Source organism: Vibrio sp. R10-SG3-ISO3 (assembly GCF_059834225.1).
Genome location: NZ_JCBDHE010000002.1, coordinates 16,660 through 36,991 on the forward strand (window position 1 = coordinate 16,660; position 20,332 = coordinate 36,991).

Below are 20,332 nucleotides of genomic sequence, written 5' to 3' on the forward strand. Positions count from 1 at the left end.
GCAAGATAGTGGTCACTACATTTAAGGAATTCAATTATGTCTGAAATGACTCCTCGCGAAATCGTCCACGAACTGAATCGCCACATCATTGGCCAAGAAAACGCAAAACGCTCTGTGGCGATCGCGCTCCGTAACCGCTGGCGTCGTATGCAGCTAGAAGAAGGCTTGCGCAGCGAAGTAACACCGAAGAACATTCTGATGATAGGGCCAACGGGTGTGGGTAAAACTGAAATTGCCCGTCGCTTAGCCAAGTTAGCCAATGCGCCCTTCATCAAAGTTGAAGCCACAAAGTTCACGGAAGTGGGCTACGTGGGCAAAGAGGTGGAGACCATCATTCGTGATTTGACCGATGTGGCGGTCAAAATGACGCACCAACAGGCGATGGAAAAAGTGAAGTTCCGCGCCGAGGAGCAAGCCGAGGAGCGCATTCTTGATGCGCTATTGCCGCCAGCACGCGATGCTTGGGGTCAGAATGAGCAGCAAGACGAGAGTTCGTCGAATACTCGTCAAGTGTTCCGCAAAAAACTCCGTGAAGGCAAACTTGACGACAAAGAGATTGAGATTGATGTCGCTGCGCCGCAAATGGGCGTCGAGATCATGGCGCCTCCTGGCATGGAGGAGATGACCAATCAGCTTCAAGGCATGTTCGCCAACTTAGCCGGTGATACTAAGAAGAAGCGTAAGCTGAAAATTAAAGATGCGTTCAAAGCGGTGACCGAAGAAGAAGCCGCGAAGCTGGTCAATCAAGAAGAGCTCAAAGAACAAGCGATCTTTAACGTCGAAAACAACGGCATCGTGTTTATCGATGAGATTGATAAAATCTGTAAGCGCGGCGAAAGCTCTGGCCCGGATGTGTCTCGTGAAGGTGTACAGCGTGATTTACTGCCGTTGATTGAAGGCAGCACGGTCTCGACCAAACACGGTATGGTCAAAACCGATCATATTCTGTTTGTTGCATCGGGCGCTTTCCAAGTGGCGAAGCCATCGGATCTGATCCCAGAGCTACAAGGTCGTCTACCGATTCGTGTCGAGCTGGAGGCGCTCTCTAGCCACGATTTCAAGCGCATCCTAACGGAGCCTAAAGCATCACTGACCGAGCAATACTGCGCGTTGATGAAAACCGAAGACGTTGACATTGAGTTCACCGAAGAGGGTATCACCCAGATTGCAGAAGCGGCATGGACGGTCAATGAAACCACCGAGAACATCGGTGCACGCCGTCTGCACACTGTGATGGAGCGCTTGATGGATGAAATCTCCTTTGAAGCGACCGACAAGGCAGGCTCTAAGCTGGTGATTGATGCGCAATACGTGAAAGCGCGCTTGGGTGAGTTTGTCGAAGACGAAGATCTCAGCCGCTTTATTCTGTAAGTGCGATAGACACTCACAAACGAGGCACAAGATAAACAAAGCCCGCTCAGTTGAGCGGGCTTTCTATTTTTAATAGACGGAGGCTTAGATCATAAAGATAAAAATCACCGCCAACGCTGAGATAAGGGCTGCGAAGAAGTAGCAGGCAATTTTGCCGACGACACCCGCATGGATTTTAAGGTCATGCATGCCGTGATGGACACGGTGCATGGCGTGCCACATGGGTAGAGCCAGTGTGCCGATGATAAACAGCGCACCGATGATGCTGGTGGCAAACTCGGACACGCGCTCATAGCTCAATGCGTCTGCGCTGATGATGCCCAGCGGGGCCAACACACCTAAGACTAAGATAGTCACAGGGGTGATCATCGCGAACCAGGTGCCGCCAGCGCCAAATAGCCCCCACCATACTGGCTCATCACTGCGTTTAGGGGCTCTGTTAACGTTGAAATTTGAATTCATGATTACGGCTCCTTACACCACCACGAGGACGACGAGAGAGATAAACGCCACCGCTGCCCACTGAGTGAGAACGACGATCTTTTTATCAACGGGTTTGCCTTTTAAGCGAATCGGCATCACTTGCGGCATCATGCTAAAGAAGGTTTGGGCGTGCAGTAAACTGCCAGCCAACGCCACAATGTTGATGGCGATGACCACTGGGTTTGCCATAAAGCCAAGCCAGCTTTGCCACGCTTCTGGGCCTTTGACCAGCGAACCCAATCCGATGGTGAGGAACAGAGTAAACAGCACCAAAGGCAACACCGTTGCTTCACGCAACATGTAGAAGCGGTAAAACGGATGATCTTTCCACCAGGTGCGTTTCACTTCACGAACGTAAGGTTTACGGTTACTCATCCTTATGCCTCCTCTTTTGCAGGTGTGCCGTCAGGCTTTAACATGGCAATCACGAAGTCCATCGAGGATTCGACTTTACCTTGGTTCACCGCCGCCGCAGGATCCACGCTCTTCGGACACACTTCTGAGCAGTAGCCGACGAAGGTACAGCCCCATGCGCCATTGTCACCGTTGATCAGCGCCATGCGCTCGGCCTTACCGTTGTCGCGGCTGTCGAGGTTATAACGATGCGCCAAGGTGAGGGCCGCAGGGCCAATGAACTCAGGATTAAGACCAAACTGAGGGCAGGCGGCGTAACACAAACCACAGTTGATGCAGCCAGCAAATTGCTTATATTTGGCCATTTGCTCAGGCGTCTGTAGGTTAGTGCCGTCTTCGGGTTTACGGTCGTTTCCTATGATGTAAGGCTTGATGGCTTCAAGACGCTCAATGAATGGCGTCATATCGACAATCAAATCTTTTTCGATAGGGAAGTTTGCCAACGGCTCGATTTTGACGCCATTTGGGTAGTCACGCAGAAAGCTCTTACACGCCAGTTTTGGCACACCATTGACCATGATGCCGCAAGAGCCACAAATCGCCATGCGGCAAGACCAGCGGTAAGAGAGCTCTTTGTCTAAGTTGTCTTTGACGTAACCAATCGCATCAAGGATGGACATGGTTTCATCAAACGGCACTTGGAAGGTTTCAAAGTGCGGTTCGTTGTCGGTTTCTGGGTCATAACGCAGAATGTCGACTTTTTGAATGCGGTTGGCTGACATTAGGCTTTCTCCTCTGCGTTTTTCTCGGCGGCTTCTTGTGCGGCGGCTTTTTCAGCGGCTTCACCGTAGAGGCGTGCTTTCGGCTGTGACTTGGTGATGGTGACATCACTGTAGTCGATGCTTGGCGCTGCATCCGCTTGATAGAAGGCGAGGGAGTGCTTAAGGAAGTTCACGTCATCGCGCTCTGTGCAGCCATCATCAAGACGCTGGTGGGCTCCGCGAGACTCTTTACGCAAAATCGCCGAATGCACCATGGCTTCCGCCACTTCAAGGCCGTACCCCACTTCGATGGCGTAGAGAAGATCGGTGTTGAACACCTTACCTTTGTCCTTGATGCCAATACGCTTGTAGCGCTGTTTGAGCTCGGTGATTTTATCTATGGTTGCTTGCATCAGATCTTCTTGACGATAGATGCCGCAGCCCGCTTCCATGGTGTGACCCATTTCCGTGCGAATATCCGCCCAGTTTTCGTCACCCTCTTGATTCATTAGGGCTTGAATACGGGCTTCCACCTCTTTGATTTGCGCGTCAATCGCGGCGTCATTCCAACCTTTAAACTCGGCGGCGCGCTGCACAGCTTGCTCGCCCGCCACGCGGCCAAACACAACAAACTCAGCCAGGGAGTTTGAACCTAAGCGGTTTGCGCCATGCAGACCAACAGACGCACACTCACCGACCGCAAATAGGCCTTTGATGCGTGTTTCACACTGGCCATTGGTTTCAATTCCGCCCATGGTGTAGTGAACCGTTGGACGAATTGGGATGGGCTCTTTGGCTGGGTCGACGTTAACGTAGGCTTTGGCCAGTTCACAGATGAACGGCAAGCGCTCTTGAAGGTACTCTTCACCGAGGTGGCGCAAATCAAGGTGGACCACATCACCGAGTGGGTGCTTGATGGTGTTGCCTTTTTGCTGCTCATGCCAGAACGCTTGGGATACTTTGTCGCGTGGCCCGAGTTCCATGTATTTGTTCTTCGGCTGACCCACCGGTGTCTCTGGTCCCATGCCGTAATCTTGCAGGTAGCGGTAACCGTTTTTATTGACGATGATCCCGCCTTCACCACGACAACCTTCGGTCATGAGGATACCGGTACCAGGTAGACCGGTTGGGTGGTATTGCACGAACTCCATATCACGCAGTGGCACACCATGACGATACGCCATCGCCATGCCATCGCCTGTCACGATACCGCCGTTGGTATTACAGTGATACACACGACCCGCACCGCCCGTGGCCAGTACCACAGATTTGGCTTTGATGGTGACCAGTTCCCCTTCCGACATATGAATGGCAATCAGACCTTGCACTTCACCGTCATCCACCAACAAGTCAACGACAAAATACTCATCAAAACGGTTGATGTTGTTGTATTTCATCGAGGTTTGGAACAGGGTGTGCAGCATGTGGAAGCCAGTTTTATCCGCGGCAAACCAGGTTCGCTCGACCTTCATACCGCCAAAACGGCGCACGTTGACTTCGCCGTTTTCTTTCCGACTCCACGGGCAACCCCATTGCTCCATCTGGATCATTTCGCGCGTGGCGTTTTCAACAAAGTATTCAACGACATCCTGTTCACAAAGCCAGTCACCCCCACCCACGGTATCGTTGAAGTGGTTGTCTAGGCTGTCCTCATCCTTGATAACTGCGGCTGATCCACCTTCTGCAGCAACCGTGTGGGAACGCATAGGATAGACTTTTGAAATCAAAGCGATGTTTAAATCGGGATTTGCTTCAGCTGCTGCAATAGCAGTTCTCAGACCAGCGCCGCCGGCGCCGATGACTGCGATATCTGTGGTAATGGTTTGCACAGTTATCCTCCAGTGTGAAAGTGCGGATGATTCCGCTTGTTATTGTTGCTTTGGGAAGCCCCCAAAAGTGGTAGGGGTAGTGTAGAAGAGCCTCTCTAGGGAAAAATTGATGTATTTAGGTTTTTGCTCCGGTAGTGCACATAAGGGCATAAAAAATCTAGGATATGTGATAGTTATCACGGCGACTTAGGGATGGGGATGACTGGGCTATCAATGAGGGCGGTGATAACCTGCTTAACCCTTGTTGGGCTTTGTGATACGTTGCGCAGCAAATCACTTCAAGAGAATAGAGCTTTGAACTGGCAACCGACCGCATCGATCGCAGCGCTGAAACAGCGTGCTCACGTATTACAAACCCTACGCACATTTTTCGCTGACCGAGGCGTCATGGAGGTGGATACTCCGGCGATGAGTCAAGCGACGGTGACAGACATTCACTTGCACACCTTTCAAACTCAGTTTGTAGGCCCCGGATATGCCGATGGGCAAGCGCTCTATTTAATGACCAGTCCTGAGTTTCACATGAAACGCTTATTGGCTGCGGGTAGTGGTTCGATTTATCAGATCAACAAGGCATTTCGTAACGAAGAGAGCGGCCGCTACCACAATCCGGAGTTCACCATGTTGGAGTGGTACCGGGTGGGTTTTGACCATCATCAACTGATGGATGAAATGGACGACTTGTTGCAGCAGGTCCTAAACGTGGCACCGGCCGAGCGAATGAGCTACCAAGACGCCTTCTTGCAAGTGCTTGGTGTGTGTCCGTTAGGTGCGAGCATGGAAGAGCTCAAAGTCGCCGCTGCCACCTTGGGGCTGGCGGATATTGCTCAGCCAGAGCAAGACAGAGATACGCTGTTGCAACTGCTATTTAGTGTCGGTGTGGAAGCCCAGATTGGTCAAACTCGTCCTGCTTTTGTGTACGACTTCCCAGCGACGCAAGCGGCGCTCGCGAAAATTAATCCGACCGATGAACGGGTTGCGGATCGTTTTGAAGTCTATTTTCGCGGCATAGAGCTCGCTAACGGATTCCACGAATTGGATAACCCCAAAGAGCAACAAGCGCGTTTTGAGCAAGACAACCAGAAACGCCAGCAGATGGGCTTACCGGTTCAGCCGATGGACGGCCATTTAATCGCAGCGCTAGAGGCGGGCTTGCCTGAGTGTGCAGGGGTGGCGCTAGGGGTGGATCGTTTGATCATGCTAGCATTAGGCTTTGAGCATATCGAACAGGTTATCGCCTTCCCTGTGACGCGCGCATAAGGCAAGGGTCGCAATATGGCGTGGCGATGAAGAGGCGTCTTTGTCGAGAAATGTGCAACAGATTCTTATTCTGAGCGCTTTTGACTCGCGCCGTCCCATCATCCTCGTTATACTCCCAAGCTGAATTTTAGTCGGGGGCTGTCCATCCGTTGTACAGTTCCAAAATCGAAGAGCACAGGACATGCAAGAGTACATCGCATTTTTTCAACAGAACATGATTCTCTCTTTGGTATGGGCGGGTCTATTGGTTGCCCTTATCATGAACATCGTGAAATCCACTACCGCGGCCTACAAAGAGATCACGGCAGCGCAAACGACTCAATTAATGAACCGTGAAAACGGTGTGGTGGTTGATATCCGCTCAAAAGATGAGTTCCGCAAAGGCCACATCACGGATGCAGTTCACATTTTGCCATCAGACATCAAAGCGGGCAGCTTTGGCGCTCTTGAAAACCACAAATCCGACCCAATCATCGTAGTATGCAAAACAGGTCAGACGGCGCAAGAAAGCGCGAATCTTCTAGCAAAAGCGGGCTTTGAGAACGTGAATCTTCTCAAAAACGGTTTGATTGCTTGGAGTGAAGCGAACCTACCTCTGGTTAAAGGCAAAAAGTAATTCATTGAGCGCTGATTGAAAAATCGACGTTTATTCAAGAGAGATGTGAACAGAGCCACGATTTAACGTGGAAATCGAGTCAGTGTCATATCTCTCGGTTAGTCTCTTGGCAGACTATTTTCTATGAAAGGATTTGAACCATGGCTGAAGCAGCACCGCAACAAGAAGCTCAAAACTTCGCAATTCAACGTATCTTCCTAAAAGACGTATCATTTGAAGCACCGAACTCACCAACCATGTTCCAAAAAGAGTGGAACCCAGATGTTAAACTGGATCTAGACACGCAAAGCCGTGAGCTAGGTGAAGGTGTTTACGAAGTCGTGCTTCGTCTTACGGTGACAGTGAAGAACGCAGACGACACTGCATTCCTTTGTGAAGTTCAGCAAGGTGGTATCTTCACGGCTGAGAAAATGGAAGCGGGTCAATTGGCGCACTGCCTAGGTGCATTCTGCCCGAACATCCTTTTCCCTTACGCGCGTGAAACCATCTCAAGCTTGGTTGTGAAAGGCACGTTCCCACAATTGAACCTAGCGCCAGTGAACTTTGATGCGCTGTTCATGAATTACCTTCAGCAACAAGCTCAGCAAGGTGAGGGTGAAGCTCAGGCGTAATCTTCGCTCTGACGCAACCTTAGCGAAATGCACAGAGCATCTCATCACGATGCGCTGTGCATTTTTTGTTTGAGAATCTTGTGTTCAGCGGTTGGCAAAACGAACGCTGACCACTAGATTCTAGTCACGCAGCAGGACAACTAGGCGGAACCATGACAGACACACAATCCCAAAATGCGTATGGTCGTTCAATCTCTATGACCGTACTCGGCGCAGGCTCATACGGCACGTCGCTGGCCATTTCGTTGGCACGTAACGGTGCCAATGTGGTGCTATGGGGGCACGAGCCTGAGCACATGGCGCGTCTTGAAGCCGCACGCGCCAACGAAGAATTTTTACCCGGCATCGCTTTTCCAGACAGCTTGATCATTGAGACGGACTTAGAAAAAGCCGTCAGTGCCAGTCGAGATCTCCTTGTGGTGGTGCCAAGCCACGTATTTGGTCTGGTGTTGAACAGTGTTAAGCCCTATTTGCGCTCAGACACTCGCATCTGCTGGGCAACCAAAGGGCTAGAGCCTGAAACCGGTCGATTGCTGAAAGATGTCGCCCACGATGTGATTGGCGATCAATACTCCCTAGCCGTGCTCTCCGGGCCGACTTTTGCGAAAGAGCTCGCGATGGGGATGCCGACGGCGATTTCTGTGGCTTCGCCAGATGCGGAGTTTGTGAAAGATCTGCAAGAGAAAATCCATTGCAGCAAAACCTTCCGAGTCTATGCCAACAGTGACTTTATCGGTATGCAGCTTGGCGGCGCGGTGAAAAACGTCATCGCGATTGGCGCAGGCATGTCCGACGGTATCGGTTTTGGTGCTAATGCGCGAACCGCGCTGATTACCCGTGGCTTAGCGGAGATGAGCCGATTGGGCGCGGCGCTAGGTGCGCAAGCCGAGACCTTTATGGGCATGGCGGGTTTAGGCGATCTGGTGTTGACCTGTACGGACAACCAATCGCGCAATCGCCGTTTTGGATTGGCACTGGGTCAAGGCAAAGATGTGGACACGGCGCAGCAAGAGATTGGTCAAGTGGTTGAGGGCTATCGCAACACCAAAGAGGTGTTCCTACTTGCTGAGCGTGTCGGTGTCGAGATGCCGATTGTTGACCAAATTTATCAAGTATTGTATCAAGAGAAGGACGCACGCCTAGCCGCGCAAGATTTGCTGGCGCGTGATAAGAAAGCCGAAGCATAAGCGTCATGAGGTGACTCATAAGGCGCACACCTTACTCATGTAAGGCCTGGGAGAATTAGGGACGAGCAAGTAACATGAAACATTGTGAGAAACAGAAAGTCTGGCAGACCATTGTTCGAGAAGCGCGTGAGCTCTCTGAGCAAGAGCCGATGCTCGCCAGCTTCTATCATGCGACCATCATTAAGCATGACAGTTTAGCGGCGGCGCTGAGTTATATTTTGGCCAACAAACTCAATACGGCTTCAATGCCTGCCATGGCGGTGCGAGAGGTGGTTGAGGAAGCCTTTAACTCCGATCCCAATATTACCGCCGCGGCGGCCTGTGACATCTGTGCGACGGTCAACCGTGACCCTGCAGTCTCTATGTACTCCATGCCGCTGCTGTACTTAAAGGGTTATCACGCCCTGCAAGGCTACCGCGTTGCCAACTGGCTTTGGAAGCAAGGGCGCATGGCGCTCGCCACCTATTTGCAAAACCAAATCTCTGTTGCGTGTCAGGTCGATATTCACCCAGCAGCGAGAATCGGTCGCGGCATCATGCTCGACCATGCGACCGGTATCGTCATCGGTGAGACAGCGGTGGTCGAAGATGATGTCTCCATTTTGCAAGACGTCACCTTGGGTGGTACCGGTAAAGAGTGCGGCGATCGTCACCCGAAAATTCGTGAAGGTGTGATGATTGGCGCTGGGGCGAAAATTTTGGGTAATATTGAAGTGGGAGAAGGGGCGAAGATTGGTTCGTGTTCCGTTGTCCTTCAGCCTGTGCCGCCACACACAACGGTTGCGGGTGTGCCAGCTAAAATTGTCGGTCGACCGAAAACCGATAAGCCCTCTTTGGATATGGACCAACAGTTCAATGGTAAGTCACAAAGCTTCATTGGTGGTGATGGGATCTAAGCCGTTAGCGCTTTGATGTTATGTTTACCACGATGCTATGTTTGCCACTTAGCCGAGAAAAGAAAAAAGTCAGCATCACGCTGACTTTTTTGTCTCTTTCAACCTAATACGGTTAGGTCAGGGCTATTACGCCATATCGTTCAACTCAGCGAGCACTTCTTCTGCCCAATCAATCCAAGTTTGACGAATCAGAAGATTACGACGCAGCGTGAGACGCTCTAGACGTTGCTGCTTGTCTAGGGTCGCAGGCGTTGAGTAGTAACCGCTCTCGATTTCTTGGTAGTGTGCGACTAGCTTGCGTGACTCATCGATAAGCTCAGCGAGCTGAGTGCGAAACGGTGCAGAGGGTTGGATAGCACACGCCATCAACTTTGCACAGAACTCATCACGTACCGTAGGATGCGCGGTCGGTTGATCAAACCACTCACCCAGTGCAGTACGGCCGGCATCGGTAATGGAGTAAACTTTACGATCGGGTTTGCCTTCTTGAGGCTCGAGAACACAGGTCACAAGATTGTTTTGCGCCATCTTGTTCAGTTCGCGGTAGACTTGCTGGTGGCTTGCTTTCCAAAAGTAGCCGATAGTGGCAGAAAATTCTTTGGTAATATCGTAGCCCGTCGCATCACGAGTGCTCAGGACAGTTAAAATAACGTGTGGTAATGACATGTCTTCAATCCAAATGGTCAATAAACTTCAAAATACAACCGCTTAATCTTGTGTGTGCTTCTTTGGCACGAATTCTTTTGTCAAGCGGCGCCAACAATGTGTTGGCCATGTCACCTTAAAAAGCCATCTATCACCTAGGTCGATATACTATCGATACGCAAGCTGGTGTTGTTATAGTCACTTGCGATGGCTGAGTAGTATATCTAAATAATAAGCATAAAGTAGAATAGAAGGACAATGTTGCCTAAAAAACTGATAAAAGACTCAGTAGGTTTTTACCTGTAGTTTTTTATTTTCAATATTGAGTTATTTTGTCCTGATTTAGAAACATTATGCCTGAAAAATTGTATTTTTGGTATTCCATACAATATTTGGCGCAGTGTTGTGGCTCATCTTCCTCGTTAGTATTTGTTTTATAATAAAAAAGGCCGATAGATGACTATCGGCCTTTTAGGTTTAATGGGGCGGTGTGCGCCCAAATTTTGTGCGCTAGGCTTAGCCGGTGTTACGCATACCTGCCGCAATACCTGCGATGGTGAGCATTAAGGCTTCTTCAAGCTCTTCCGATGGCTCGTCAGTTTGACGCGTACGATAGAGCAGCTCTGCTTGCAGCATGTTCAATGGCTCAACATAGATATTGCGCAGGCGAATGGACTCTTGTCCCCACGGGTCGCTCTGCATCAAGTTCTCGTTGTTTTCGACATTCAGTACGGTTTTGATGTCTTTTTGTAGCTGTGCACGTAGGCGATCGCCGAGAGGCAGCAGCTCAGGATCTGCCAAGCGTTCATCGTAGTAGCGAGAAATGTCGATATTACACTTGCTGTAGACCATTTCGAGCATTCCGAGACGGGTTGAGAAGAATGGCCATTCACGACACATCTCTTCTAGTAGCGCTTGGTGCCCTTTGTCGACGGAGTATTGAATTGCTTCACCTGCGCCTAGCCATGCTGGTAGTACGAGACGGTTTTGGCTCCAAGAGAAAATCCAAGGAATCGCACGTAGGCTCTCTACACCGCCGTTCGGGTTACGCTTAGCTGGGCGAGAGCCCAGTGGTAGTTTACCAAGCTCCAGCTCTGGCGTTGCTTGACGGAAGTAAGGCACGAAGTCTGGTTCGCCGCGCACAATGCCACGATAGGCTTCACAGCTCACTTCAGACAGCACGTTCATCAGATCGCGCCACTCTTGTTTCGGCTCTGGTGGTGGCAGCAGGTTTGCCTCGAGAATTGCACTCGCGTAGAGGTTGAAACTGTTGACCGCCACTTCAGGTAAACCGAGTTTAAAGCGAATCATCTCACCTTGCTCTGTTACGCGTAGGCCGCCTTTCAAGCTCTTTGGTGGCTGAGACAGCAGCGCTGCATGTGCAGGTGCACCGCCACGGCCAATCGTGCCGCCGCGACCGTGGAAGAGGGTCAACTCTACGCCCTCCTCTTCAGCCACTTTGACCAAGGACTCCATTGCGTGGTACTGGGCCCAACCGGCCGACATGACGCCGGCGTCTTTGGCGGAATCCGAGTAGCCGATCATCACCATTTGGTGGTTTTGAATGAATCCGCGGTACAAGTCGATGCTCATCAGCTGTTTGATGACCGCTTCGGCGTTATTGAGGTCGTCGAGCGTTTCAAACAGCGGGCAAACATCCATACGGTACGGACAGCCCGACTCTTGCAGCAGCAAGTGCACCGCGAGAACATCAGAGGCGGTACGTGCCATAGAGATCACGTATGCGCCAAATGCTTCGCGAGGCTGAGCGGCAATGATCTTACAGGTGTCGAGTACCTCTTTGACAGGTTCAGAGGGTTCCCAATCGCGTGGCAGAAGTGGGCGCTTGGACGCCAGCTCATTGGTCAGGAACGCAATCTTATCTTGCTCGCTCCATTGGTCGTAATCGCCAATGCCCAGGTAGCGCGTCAGCTCTGACAGGACATCCGAATGACGGGTACTCTCTTGACGAATATCCAAACGTACCAAGTGCACGCCGAAGGCTTTGATGCGGCGTAAGGTGTCGAGCAGTGAACCATCTGCAATCTTGCCCATGCCACACTCATGCAGTGACTGGTAGCAAGCGTAGAGGGGATCCCACAGCTGTGCGATGCGTTGCAGTGGCGCTTTGACTGCCAGTTTCTGACCATGGATCTTAGCATCAAGGATGTCTTTGGTGTCGGTCAGCAGTTCACGCAGTTCTTTGAGCACGGCACGGTAAGGTTCATGCTCATCCTCGCCAGCGAGTGCTCTCACCGCGTCGTTGCAGCGCGTCATGGACAATTCACTGACCAACTCGTTGACATCGCTGAGATAGAGATCCGCGGCTTTCCAGCGAGAAAGCAACATGACTTCACGGGTGATGGTGTGGGTGACAAACGGGTTGCCGTCGCGATCGCCACCCATCCAAGATGAAAAATGAACAGGGCGAGCATCGATAGGCAGCCCTTCACCAAGGTAATCGGTGAGTTTGTCGTCAAGCTCGCGCAAGAAGTCAGGCACGGCTTCCCACAGTGAGTTTTCAACCACAGCAAAGCCCCATTTCGCTTCATCGAGCGGAGTTGGGCGCTGCTTACGAATGGTGTCAGAATGCCAGCTTTGGGCAATCAGCTGCTCAAGGCGGCGTTCGGTCTTTTGGCGCTCTTTGGCGGACAGATCGCCAAGCTCAAGCTTGGACAAGCATTTGTTGATTTTAACCAGCTTGTTGATCATGGTGCGACGGGTGATTTCTGTCGGGTGCGCCGTGAGCACCAATTCGATGTTCAGATCGCGCACAGCCTGAGCAGTATCTAGCTTGCTGATCTCATTATTGCTCAGTTTGGCAAACAAGCTGTTGATGGCGTCCGGTTCACACACGTGCTCATCACAATGGCGTGAAATCGTATGGTACTGCTCCGCCATGTTGGTGAGGTTGAGGAACTGGTTGAACGCGTGCGCAACGGGAGTTAACTGCTCGTTTGGCAGGTTTTTGATCTCTTCAATCAAGCTCTCGCGGTCTTCTTTGTTGCCTGCGAGGGCAGATTTAGAAAGCTTACGAATTGTTTCTACTTTATCGAGCAGTGCTTCACCATGAGCATCCTTAATGGTGTTGCCGAGCAAGTGCCCGAGCATGCTTACGTTGCTTCGAAGAGCAGAGTATTTCTCATTCATTGTCGTCCTGCCTTGTAAAAAAATTACATCCATTGTTCTTTTGATAAGCCAACAATCTAGCGAAAAATGTCGCTTAGAGTCAATTATCACATGCAAAGTTTGCAAATATTATGCAATCGATATCAATGAGCAAAAAGCATCCAACCCCAGAGAAAATGGGTGAAATTTTATTACATTTGAAGTGGCTAACGACGAAAGATTGCTCTGCTCGAGAGGAAAGTCACCGAGCAGAGCGACGTGTCTGTTTTTAGAAACAGTATTTGTACATGGCTTTTGACAGTACATCGATGGTCGGATCGATAAAATCGAAGGCGAGGAACTCATCGGGCTGGTGGGCTTGGTCAATCGAGCCGGGGCCAAGCACCAAGGTCGGACATAACTGCTGCAAAAACGGCGCTTCGGTGCAGTAGTTGACCGTTTCAGCGTCCATGCCACAAATGGACTCCATACCACCAATAAACGGGTGATCATGTTGACACTCATAACCCGGGATCGGCTCATGCAGCGGCGTGATTTCAATTCGGCCGGGCCATTTGGCTTCGACGTCTTTCAGTGCGCCGCGCAGCATGTTGTCGAGGCCATCCAAACTGATACCGGGCAGCGGTCTCACGTCATAATGCAGTTCGCAGCAGCCACAGATGCGATTGGCGCTGTCGCCGCCGTGGATGTGACCCAGATTGAGAGTCGGGCTCGGAATCGCAAACCCTGGGTGATGATACTCTTTGATCAGTTTGTCGCGCAGTTGCATCAGCGCGTACAACACTTCATGCATGATTTCGATGGCGTTGACACCAAGCGCAGGGTCGGAAGAGTGGCCCGATTTACCGGTCACGCGCACGGCATTGGCGACGTGCCCTTTGTGGCCACGAATAGGCACTAAACTGGTTGGCTCGCCGATGATGCAGTAGTCCGGTTTAAATGGGGCGTGTTCAGTGAAATGACGAGCGCCGAGCATGGTCGTCTCTTCATCACATGTGGCTAAGATGTAGAGCGGTTTGCTTTGTTTGCTCCAGTCGACCTTTTTTACCGCTTCAATAATAAAGGCAAAAAAGCCTTTCATATCGGCTGTACCTAAACCGTAGAAACGGTTGTTGTCTTCTGTTAGGGCGTGAGGGTTGTAGTTCCAGCGTCCTTCATCAAATGGCACCGTATCGCTGTGTCCGGCCAGCAATAAGCCGCCTTCTCCTGAGCCTTTCTTTGCCATCAGGTTGAACTTGCCCGGTTCGACTTGCGTGGCTTCGACCTGAAAGCCGATGTCTTTGAGCCAGTCTGCGAGCTTTTCAATGACTTGCTGATTGCCTTCATCCCAGCGTGGGTCAGTCGAGCTGATGGATGAGGTAGAAATAAGGCCGCGGTAGACCTCTATAAAGCTAGGTAATTGCATATTTAGTTCGCATTCCCTGTTGACATAATTCTATTAAGAAGGTAAAACACATAATAAATCACTTTTAATGAATAAAAAACCGTTAAAAGCTAAAGTTTGTAAATTTATAGTCACTCTTTGGGTGGCGTTTTTAACCCAATTATGGATGTCGAGATGCTAAAAACCAAAATCATAGGTGCCAGCGGCTACACAGGCGCAGAATTGGCGCTCATGGTGCAAAAACACCCAGAGCTTACGCTAGCAGGTTTATATGTGTCCGCCAATAGCGTCGATGCAGGTAAGAGCATTGCGACACTGCACCCCAAGTTACAAGGTTTAGTGACCGAGCCAGTGCAGCCGCTCGTTGACGTGGCAAAGGTTGGCAAAGAGAGCGACGTGGTTTTTCTTGCGACTGCCCATGAAGTCAGCCACGATTTAGCCGCGCCATTGCTTGAGCAAGGCTGCCAGGTGTTTGATCTCTCGGGCGCTTTTCGGGTCAAAAAAGAGGGCTTCTACAGTGAGTTCTATGGTTTTGAGCACCAGTTCGAACAGCTGCTAGAAAATGCCACCTATGGTCTTGCCGAGTGGAATGAGCCAGGCATTAAACAGAGCCAGCTTATTGCGGTGCCGGGTTGTTATCCCACTGCGTCACAACTTGCCATCAAGCCACTATTGCAATCTGGGTTAGTTGATACAACTCAGTGGCCAGTCATCAATGCGACAAGTGGTGTGTCGGGCGCGGGGCGCAAAGCCTCACTGACGAACAGCTTTTGTGAAGTGAGTCTTCAGCCTTATGGCGTGTTTACTCACCGCCACCAACCGGAAATTGCCACTCATCTGGGTTGCGATGTGATCTTTACTCCTCATCTGGGCAATTTTAAACGTGGGATTTTGGCGACCATCACTATGAAGCTAGCGTCTGGTGTGACGGCTGAGCAAGTAGCACAAGCGTTTACTAACGCCTATCAGAACAAACCGGCCGTTCGTCTGCACACGACGACACTGCCTTCGATTCAGAACGTCGAAAACACGCCTTTCTGCGATATTGGCTGGAAGGTTCAGGGCGAGCACATCATTGTCGTATCGGCGATTGATAACTTGCTCAAAGGCGCATCGAGTCAAGCGATGCAATGTTTAAACATCCACTACGGATATCCCGAGTTAACTGCCCTTGTATAGTCTCAATCGTCAAGGTTGAAACTGAGTCATCAAGCGGTAGAGGTAAGAGTAATGACAGAGAACAATCAAACGCCATTAGTGATCAAATTAGGCGGTGCGGCACTTTCTTGCACCGAGACGCTCAGCCAAGTGTTTGGCGCCATCGCTAATTACCAAACTCAGGCGCAGCGACGAATTGTGATCGTCCACGGCGGCGGATACTTAGTGGACGATCTTATGGCCAAGCTCAATCTTGAAACGGTCAAAAAACAGGGTCTACGTGTGACGCCTTATGACCAAATTCCTGTCATTGCGGGTGCATTGGCTGGTACGGCCAACAAGCTACTGCAAGGGCAAGCGATTAAAGATGGCCTGAATGCAGTAGGGTTGAGCTTAGCCGATGGCGGTTTGTGTCAGGTTCAAGAGTTGGATCCGGAACTCGGCGCGGTAGGCAAAGCATCACCTGGCGATTCTACCGTGTTGCAAGCGATTTTGGCGACGGGCGCACTGCCGATCATTAGCTCGATTGGCTTGACGCAAGACGGCCAGTTGATGAACGTGAATGCCGACCAAGCGGCGGTCGCAGTGGCTGGCGCACTGGATGCAGAATTGGTGTTGTTGTCGGATGTGAGTGGTGTACTGGATGGTAAAGGCCACCTCATCAAAAGCTTAGATGAAGAGAAAGCACAAAGCCTGATCAAAGGCCAAGTGATCACCGATGGCATGATTGTCAAAGTCAACGCAGCGTTGGAAGCGGCGAATGACTTAGGTCGTCCGATTGAAGTAGCGACATGGCGCTACCCAGAAAAGCTCGTTGAGCTGTTCGCAGGGCAAAGCATCGGCACTCAGTTTTTACCTAAGCCATAAACACAAAGAGATTCGTGCAGTGACTTGTGGTCACTGCCAAACAAACACAGGGTGTCCGCTTGATTTGATGCAGGGCACCAAAGCAGATTAATCACCCAGCGCTAAGGCCATACGCCGCGCTGGATGTTGGAGAGAATAAAATGAGCAAAGTACAAGTAAACAAAGTCGTCGTCGCCTACTCTGGTGGTCTTGATACCTCAGTGATCATCCCGTGGCTAAAAGAGAACTACGACTGTGAAGTAGTCGCGTTTGTCGCTGATGTCGGCCAAGGTGAAGAAGAGTTGGTTGGCATCGAAGAAAAAGCGAAAGCATCCGGTGCGTCTGAGTGTTACGTGGTCGATCTCAAAGAAGAGATGGTGGCAGAGTACATCTACCCAACGCTGAAAACCGGCGCATACTACGAAGGCAAGTACTTGCTCGGCACCTCAATGGCTCGTCCTATCATTGCCAAAGCGCAAGTTGAGATTGCACGTAAAGTCGGTGCAGATGCCTTGTGTCACGGCTGTACCGGTAAAGGTAACGACCAAGTGCGTTTCGAAGGCGCGTTTGCTGCGCTCGCCCCTGACTTGCAAGTGATTGCGCCGTGGCGTGAGTGGGACTTGGTCAGCCGTGAAGAGTGTCTGGATTACCTAGCTGAGCGCAACATCCCTTGTAGTGCGTCGCTGACTAAAATCTACTCGCGTGATGCTAACGCTTGGCACATCTCAACCGAAGGTGGTGTACTAGAAGATACTTGGAATGCACCAAACGAAGATTGCTGGGTATGGACCGTTGACCCTGAGCAAGCGCCTAACGAAGCGGAATACGTCACCCTCAAAGTAGAAAAAGGCGAAGTGGTAGCGGTTGATGGTGAAACTATGACGCCATACAACGCACTGGTCTACCTCAATGAAAAAGGTGCGAAGCACGGTGTGGGTCGTATCGACATCGTTGAGAACCGTTTGGTCGGCATGAAGTCTCGCGGCTGCTACGAAACTCCGGGAGGCACCATCATGATGGAAGCGCTGCGTGCGGTTGAACAACTGGTGTTGGATAAAGCGTCATTTGAGTTCCGCGAAGAACTGGGCCTAAAAGCGTCACACCTTGTGTACGATGGTCGCTGGTTCACACCACTGTGTAAGTCTATCCTAGCGGCGTCTGAAGAGTTGGCGCAGGATGTCAATGGCGAGGTGGTTGTGAAGCTGTACAAAGGTCAAGCAACGGTAACGCAGAAACGTTCGGACAACAGCCTTTACAGCGAAGAGTTTGCGACCTTTGGTGAAGATGAAGTGTACGACCAAAGCCACGCAGGCGGATTCATTCGTCTCTACTCACTATCGAGCCGTATCCGCGCTTTGAACAGTCAGAAAAAATCGTAATCGATCTTCCTGAACTGTCTTGTTATCTTACTCAAGCCCATCTGAAAAGATGGGCTTGTTTCGTTACAGGCGACAGAAAATAGCCATGAATAAATATGTAAAAATAATGAATTAATACTTTATTTTTGTCTGAATTTGCCGTAACGTTGACCCATCAAAAAAATACTGAATTCCATTCAGAGATTGTTTTAGCAAACGCGCTGTCAAACGCACAGTGAGCACTGGTAATCAGGAGAAACGCAATGGCATTATGGGGCGGAAGATTTACCCAAGCAGCAGATACAAGATTCAAAGAATTCAACGATTCATTGCGTTTTGATTACCGATTGGCAGAGCAAGATATCGTCGGCTCTATCGCATGGTCGAAAGCGCTGCTTTCTGTCAATGTGTTGAGTGAAGAAGAGCAGCAGAAATTAGAGCTGGCGTTAAACGAGCTTAAGCTTGAAGTGATGGAAGACCCGCACCAAATCTTGCGTTCAGATGCGGAAGATATCCACTCTTGGGTAGAGCAGCAGCTGATCAGCAAAGTCGGCGATCTGGGTAAAAAACTGCACACGGGCCGTTCACGTAACGACCAAGTCGCCACTGACCTCAAACTTTGGTGTCGTCAGCAAGGCCAGCAACTGCTAATGGCGCTGGATCGCCTGCAAGCGCAAATGGTCTCTGTCGCCAAGCAACATCAAGCCACGGTATTACCGGGTTACACGCACTTACAACGCGCGCAGCCTGTTACGTTTGCCCACTGGTGTTTAGCCTACGTGGAGATGTTTGAGCGCGACTACTCACGTCTGCATGATGCGATTGAACGTCTTGATACTTGCCCGCTGGGCTCCGGTGCGTTGGCGGGAACGGCTTACCCGATTGATCGTGAAGTGTTGGCGCATAACTTGGGCTTTCGTCGTGCCACGCGTAACTCCCTCGACTCAGTGTCTGACCGCGATCATGTGATGGAGCTGATATCTGTCGCTTCGATTTCCATGCTGCACTTGTCGCGTCTGGCAGAAGATATGATTTTCTACAACTCAGGTGAATCCAATTTCATTGAGTTGGCTGATACCGTCACCTCTGGCTCATCTTTGATGCCGCAGAAGAAAAACCCTGATGCACTCGAGTTGATTCGTGGCAAAACAGGTCGCGTCTATGGCTCGCTAGCCGGGATGATGATGACCGTCAAAGCCTTGCCTCTGGCTTACAACAAAGACATGCAAGAAGACAAAGAAGGTCTGTTTGATGCACTCGACACCTGGAACGATTGCATGGAAATGGCCGCACTCTGTTTTGATGGCATCAAAGTCAACGGTGAGCGCACCTTGGAAGCGGCGAAGCAAGGATATGCAAACGCCACCGAATTGGCCGACTACTTGGTTGCCAAAGGCATTCCATTCCGTGAAGCGCACCACATTGTTGGCGTTGCTGTAGTGGGCGCGATTGAGAAAGGCTGCGCCCTTGAAGAGCTATCATTAGATGAGCTCAAAGCCTTCTCTGCGGTGATTGAGAACGATGTGTATGACATTCTCACCATCGAATCGTGTCTAGAGAAACGCAGTGCGCTTGGCGGTGTGTCACCCAAACAAGTGGCGTACGCCGTTGAGCAGGCGGAAGGCCGTTTGATCAAGCGCGACAACAACACCGTTAATGTGCGACCTGCACGTTTGACCGACATTGAAGCGCTGGAAGGCATGGTGACCTACTGGGCGAACATGGGTGAGAACTTACCGCGTTCACGTAATGAACTGGTGAGAGACATCGGCTCGTTCGCGGTGGCGGAACATCATGGAGAAGTGACTGGCTGCGCCTCACTTTACGTCTACGATTCTGGTTTGGCCGAGATTCGCTCATTAGGGGTGGAAGCGGGCTGGCAAGGTCAGGGACAGGGCAGTGCGATTGTTCAGTACCTGGTAGAGAAAGCGCGTCAAATGGCGATCAAGAAAGTCTTTGTGCTGACGCGTACGCCAGAGTTCTTCATGAAGCAGAGCTTCTTGCCGACCTCGAAATCACTGTTACCAGAGAAAGTGCTCAAAGATTGTGAGCAGTGCCCGCGTCAACATGCCTGTGATGAGGTCGCTCTAGAGGTGAATTTAGTCGAGCAGCCGATTGCCCGCGTCAACGTTGCGTAACTTATGTCTCTCAATCAAGAGGGCTCAATATAGACAACTTGATGGATGGCAGCTAAGCAAGGCTATATAAGCGGTTGAAACCCAAGGCGATAAAAAAGATCAAAAAAGATCGTTATCGTATGGGAACTTCTAAGAGAAAGTCCGGTCTATTAAAGTACCACTGCTTTTTCTTAGAAGAATCTAAGAGAGCCCCAAGACTAAGATTGGTTTTGGGGCTTTTTTCTATCTAGCCCCTGCGCAACCTGGCTGCGAGCTATCCATGACTCTCTTGATGAATGTCGCTAAGAAGGTATCGAAGAATACGTT

The 20,332-nt window shown here is 50.7% G+C and carries 17 protein-coding genes; 10 read left to right on the forward strand and 7 right to left on the reverse strand.

Features of this window, described 5'->3' with window-relative positions; genetic code table 11:
- Positions 1–36: 36 nt before the first annotated feature.
- On the forward strand, positions 37–1,371 hold the full coding sequence (gene hslU, locus AC6R1A_RS00145) for an ATP-dependent protease ATPase subunit HslU (RefSeq protein ID WP_500631007.1): 1,335 nt from the start codon (positions 37–39) through the stop codon (positions 1,369–1,371).
- A gap of 84 nt (positions 1,372–1,455) precedes the next feature.
- Here the strand turns inward: hslU and frdD are convergent, their stop codons facing one another.
- From frdD to frdA, 4 genes are read right to left on the reverse strand one after another with little or no spacing between them, the layout of a single operon-like run.
- On the reverse strand, positions 1,456–1,833 hold the full coding sequence (frdD, locus tag AC6R1A_RS00150; protein WP_334555674.1) for a fumarate reductase subunit FrdD: 378 nt from the start codon (positions 1,831–1,833) through the stop codon (positions 1,456–1,458).
- A gap of 12 nt (positions 1,834–1,845) precedes the next feature.
- Positions 1,846–2,229, reverse strand: coding sequence for a fumarate reductase subunit FrdC (frdC, locus tag AC6R1A_RS00155; RefSeq protein ID WP_487902571.1), 384 nt, complete (start codon positions 2,227–2,229; stop codon positions 1,846–1,848).
- A gap of 2 nt (positions 2,230–2,231) precedes the next feature.
- Positions 2,232–2,990 (reverse strand): succinate dehydrogenase/fumarate reductase iron-sulfur subunit, encoded by a 759-nt coding sequence (locus tag AC6R1A_RS00160; protein WP_334555672.1) that lies wholly within the window; start codon positions 2,988–2,990, stop codon positions 2,232–2,234.
- Positions 2,990–4,798 carry a fumarate reductase (quinol) flavoprotein subunit gene (frdA, locus tag AC6R1A_RS00165; protein WP_487902572.1) on the reverse strand — a complete coding sequence of 603 codons (1,809 nt, stop codon included), beginning with the start codon at positions 4,796–4,798 and terminating at the stop codon, positions 2,990–2,992. The genes AC6R1A_RS00160 and frdA overlap by 1 nt, the downstream gene beginning before the upstream one ends.
- Before the next feature lie 213 nt (positions 4,799–5,011).
- On the opposite strand from frdA, the gene epmA reads away from it, so the two are divergent.
- From epmA to cysE, 5 genes are all read left to right on the forward strand, one after another.
- A complete protein-coding gene (gene epmA, locus AC6R1A_RS00170; RefSeq protein WP_500633012.1) occupies positions 5,012–6,058 on the forward strand; it encodes an elongation factor P--(R)-beta-lysine ligase in 1,047 nt (348 codons plus the stop codon).
- A gap of 181 nt (positions 6,059–6,239) precedes the next feature.
- Entirely contained in the window at positions 6,240–6,674 is a 435-nt protein-coding gene (locus AC6R1A_RS00175) for a rhodanese-like domain-containing protein (RefSeq protein ID WP_334555668.1), read from the forward strand.
- A gap of 140 nt (positions 6,675–6,814) precedes the next feature.
- The gene (gene secB / locus AC6R1A_RS00180; protein ID WP_334555667.1) at positions 6,815–7,285 is read left to right on the forward strand and encodes a protein-export chaperone SecB; all 471 of its coding nucleotides are present in this window, start codon (positions 6,815–6,817) and stop codon (positions 7,283–7,285) included.
- Between the two features lie 152 nt (positions 7,286–7,437).
- A complete protein-coding gene (gene gpsA, locus AC6R1A_RS00185; RefSeq protein ID WP_500633009.1) occupies positions 7,438–8,472 on the forward strand; it encodes an NAD(P)H-dependent glycerol-3-phosphate dehydrogenase in 1,035 nt (344 codons plus the stop codon).
- Between the two features lie 74 nt (positions 8,473–8,546).
- The gene (gene cysE / locus AC6R1A_RS00190; RefSeq protein ID WP_487902574.1) at positions 8,547–9,368 is read left to right on the forward strand and encodes a serine O-acetyltransferase; all 822 of its coding nucleotides are present in this window, start codon (positions 8,547–8,549) and stop codon (positions 9,366–9,368) included.
- Positions 9,369–9,494: 126 nt separating this feature from the next.
- On the opposite strand, the gene AC6R1A_RS00195 is transcribed toward cysE, so the two are convergent.
- The 3 genes from AC6R1A_RS00195 to argE form a co-directional block, all read right to left on the reverse strand.
- A complete protein-coding gene (locus AC6R1A_RS00195; RefSeq protein WP_334555664.1) occupies positions 9,495–10,034 on the reverse strand; it encodes a PadR family transcriptional regulator in 540 nt (179 codons plus the stop codon).
- Between the two features lie 495 nt (positions 10,035–10,529).
- Complete coding sequence (gene ppc, locus AC6R1A_RS00200; RefSeq protein WP_334555663.1) at positions 10,530–13,163, reverse strand: phosphoenolpyruvate carboxylase; 2,634 nt, start codon at positions 13,161–13,163, stop codon at positions 10,530–10,532.
- A gap of 247 nt (positions 13,164–13,410) precedes the next feature.
- Positions 13,411–14,547, reverse strand: coding sequence for an acetylornithine deacetylase (gene argE, locus AC6R1A_RS00205; RefSeq protein WP_500631010.1), 1,137 nt, complete (start codon positions 14,545–14,547; stop codon positions 13,411–13,413).
- Positions 14,548–14,700: 153 nt separating this feature from the next.
- Here argE and argC point away from each other — a divergent pair, with 153 nt between their 5' ends.
- The 4 genes from argC (at position 14,701) to argH (ending at position 20,026) form a co-directional block, all read left to right on the forward strand.
- On the forward strand, positions 14,701–15,705 hold the full coding sequence (argC, locus tag AC6R1A_RS00210; protein WP_500633010.1) for an N-acetyl-gamma-glutamyl-phosphate reductase: 1,005 nt from the start codon (positions 14,701–14,703) through the stop codon (positions 15,703–15,705).
- Positions 15,706–15,756: 51 nt separating this feature from the next.
- Entirely contained in the window at positions 15,757–16,551 is a 795-nt protein-coding gene (gene argB / locus AC6R1A_RS00215) for an acetylglutamate kinase (RefSeq protein ID WP_334555660.1), read from the forward strand.
- Between the two features lie 140 nt (positions 16,552–16,691).
- On the forward strand, positions 16,692–17,909 hold the full coding sequence (locus AC6R1A_RS00220; protein WP_334555659.1) for an argininosuccinate synthase: 1,218 nt from the start codon (positions 16,692–16,694) through the stop codon (positions 17,907–17,909).
- 242 nt (positions 17,910–18,151) lie between these two features.
- Complete coding sequence (gene argH, locus AC6R1A_RS00225) at positions 18,152–20,026, forward strand: argininosuccinate lyase (protein ID WP_500633011.1); 1,875 nt, start codon at positions 18,152–18,154, stop codon at positions 20,024–20,026.
- The last annotated feature ends 306 nt before the right edge of the window (positions 20,027–20,332 follow it).